Here is a 2,736-nt window from a genome sequence, read left to right on the forward strand (position 1 = left end):
CCGCGGCGAGGACCGCGGCGGCGAACGCGAGGAGGCTTACCCCGTCGGGCGAGAGCCCGAGTCGGTCGGCCGTGTGCACCCACGGGCCGAGCATCCGGTCGGCGACCGGCCGGAACCGGTCCAGCGTCACGCGTGCTCACCCCTAGGGGTCGCATTCATCTGACATCCGTCCGGATCGACTCTCCCGTTCATAAATAGTCCGTGAAGTCGACGGTCCCCGCGCTCGGTTCCCGCTCGCCGTCGATGGCCGCCCGGATCGCGTCGGCGACCGTCCCCGGGTCGCGATCGGTAGTGTCGATCTCGTACACCCGCTCGATCCCGTGAGTCGATACGGCTTCGGAGAGGATCACGTCGAGCGCCTCGCTCTCCGCGTTTTCCGTCGCCGTAGACGGGGACTCCCCGCGGTCGAGTAACCGCTCCTCGACCGTCGCCGGGTGACACCGCAACACGACCACCCGATCGGCATCGAAGTGGTGAGCGAGGTGCGAGTCGAGCACGCCCGTCCAGTCGCCGAGCGCATCCGCCACGGCGTCGAGGTCGGCGACGAGCGTGTCACGCTCCGCGTCACGCTCGGTCCACAGATCGTCGTCCGACCGGATCCGCTCGTTGAGGTGGATCACGTCGTACTCGTCCGCGATCAGCGCCGTCGCGGTCGACTTTCCCGTTCCCGGCGTACCGGTAACGGCTACACGGGGGGCGGTTCTCTCGCTCACGCGTCGGCCTCTGCCTCTGGTTCGTGCTCGGCGAGGACGCGGTTGAGTCGCGTCACCGCTTCGCGGGTGTCCTCGCGAGTGCCGGTCGAGATCCGGACGCAGCCGGGCAGCCCGAACGACGTGCAGTCCCGGATGATCACGCCCCCGTGTTTCGCCGCCTCGGCGACCGCGCTCCCGTCCCCCACACGCGCAAGGACGAAGTTGCCGGCGGAGGGGTACGTCTCGGCGTCGAGCTCGTCGGTCATGTACTCGCGGGCCCACCGGGCGGTCTCGACGGACTTCTCGACGTGGTCCGTGTCGTCGAGCGCGGCCAGCGCCGCCCGGCACGCCAGCTCGTTGGCGGCGAAGGGGGTGTTCACCCGAGCGTACGCGCTACCCCAGGCCTCTGGAACGACGCTGTAGCCGATCCGCAGACCGGCGAGGCCGTACGCCTTCGAGAACGTGCGGAGGACGGCGACGTCGTCGCGCTCGCGTACCAAGGGGATCGCGCTGTCGACCGCGGCGAACTCCCCGTACGCCTCGTCGACGACCACGAGCGTCTCCTCGGCGGTCGCGTCCGCGATCGTCCGGACCGCCTCCAGCGGGATCGTCGATCCCGACGGGTTGTGCGGCGAGGTCAAGTAGACGATCCGCTCGCCCCCGTACGCGCTCAATACGGTCTCGGCGTCTTGGGTGAATCCGTCCGCGGCGGACAGCGTGTACTCGGAGACGGTTGCGTGGTGGTACCGTGCGGACATGGCGTAGTACGCGAACCCCGGCGACGGGACGAGCACCGCATCGTCGGGCTCCAACGCCGCCCGTGACAGGTAGTCGATCGAGCCGTCGGCACCGGGCGAGACCCATACCTGTTCCGTGTCGACGTTCCATTCCTCGGCGATCCGTTCAGTGAGGTCGGTGTGGGCGGATTTCGGGTACTGGTGGACGCGGTCGGCGTGCTCCCGGATCGCCTCGACGGCCGCCGGACTCGGGCCGTGCGGGTTCTCGTTCGACGAGAGCTTGATGAGCGCCGAGCGGTCGATCCCGAGCTCGCGGGCGACCTCCTCGACGCCCCGGCCCGGGACGTATGGCGAGTGGTCCGAGAGATCCCGTGGTTGCATGCCATACGCTGGGCGCGCGCCGGCCTTAAGACTGACCGAACCGACCCGGGTCCGGCGGGCCCGGTGTGTCAAGACGAGCCGAACCGGCGCGTCGCCTCCTCGACGACGGACGGTCGGCCGGCGAGCTCGACCGTAACGCCGTCGCCGTCGACCGCATACGTCACGTCCGCGATCACCCCGCGATCGTACGCCCACGAGAGCGTCGACTCCGTCTCACCACTGTTCGGGGCCTCGACCGTCGCGGTCGCCGTCGGCAGGGCGTCCGCCACGGCCGCGGTCAGGTCACCCACCCCGGTTCCATCCCGAGCGCTCGTCGGGATCGGGGGTCGAAGCGAGTCCGCGACCGGGAGGTCGTCGCTCCGGAGCTCGTCGACGACTGTCTCGAACGTCTCGACGACCGTTTCGAGGGCCGCCACGCCGACCCTGTCGACCTTGTTCAACACCGGGACCACCGGCCCGTTCGTCCCCTCGATCGCCGACAGCGACGTGTGGAGCGCCCGGCGGATCGCGGACGGCTCGTCGCTCGCATCGACCACGAGCAGAACGCAGTCGGCCTCGCGAACGGCGTCGATCGTCGCGCGGAACGACCGGATCGCGTCGTGCGGAAGGTCATCGACGAACCCCACCGTGTCCGTTACGAGCGTCCGTCGACCGTCCATCGTCGCCTCGTGGGTCGTCGCCGAGAGCGTCTCGAACAGCCGGTCTCCGGTCGCGAGCGTCGAATCGAGGTCGTCGTGTGTCGCTTCCGACGGCGCGTCCCTCCCGGACGATACCTCCGGTCCGGTAGCTCTGCTCCCGATCTCGCCGTCTACGTCGTCGGCGAGTCGACGGCAGAGCCGGGACTTGCCGGCGTTGGTGTAGCCCGCGACCGCGACGAGGTCGAACCCGGCCTCGCGGCGGCGTGTGCGACGCGCCGCGCGGTCGTC

The 2,736-nt window shown here is 70.0% G+C and carries 3 protein-coding genes and 1 pseudogene; all 4 read right to left on the reverse strand.

Translation table 11 applies throughout. The features are described from left to right. Positions 1–130 (reverse strand): annotated as a pseudogene (locus tag ACFQEU_RS14105) (CDP-alcohol phosphatidyltransferase family protein); the annotation flags it as partial. A 58-nt stretch (positions 131–188) separates the two neighbouring features. After that, positions 189–713 (reverse strand): adenylate kinase family protein, encoded by a 525-nt coding sequence (locus ACFQEU_RS14110; protein WP_379783180.1) that lies wholly within the window; start codon positions 711–713, stop codon positions 189–191. Beyond that, positions 710–1,810 (reverse strand): histidinol-phosphate transaminase, encoded by a 1,101-nt coding sequence (hisC, locus tag ACFQEU_RS14115; protein WP_379783182.1) that lies wholly within the window; start codon positions 1,808–1,810, stop codon positions 710–712. The genes ACFQEU_RS14110 and hisC overlap by 4 nt, the downstream gene beginning before the upstream one ends. A gap of 68 nt (positions 1,811–1,878) precedes the next feature. After that, positions 1,879–2,736: GTPase (locus ACFQEU_RS14120; RefSeq protein WP_379783184.1), on the reverse strand; the 858-nt coding region annotated here is incomplete at its 5' end.

This window comes from Halorubrum tibetense, from assembly GCF_042661865.1.
Classification (GTDB): domain Archaea; phylum Halobacteriota; class Halobacteria; order Halobacteriales; family Haloferacaceae; genus Halorubrum; species Halorubrum tibetense.

Excerpts from the sequence above, each read along its gene's own strand:
- hisC (WP_379783182.1), bottom strand. The coding sequence starts at position 1,810 with ATGCAACCACGGGATCTCTCGGACCACTCGCCATACGTCCCGGGCCGG.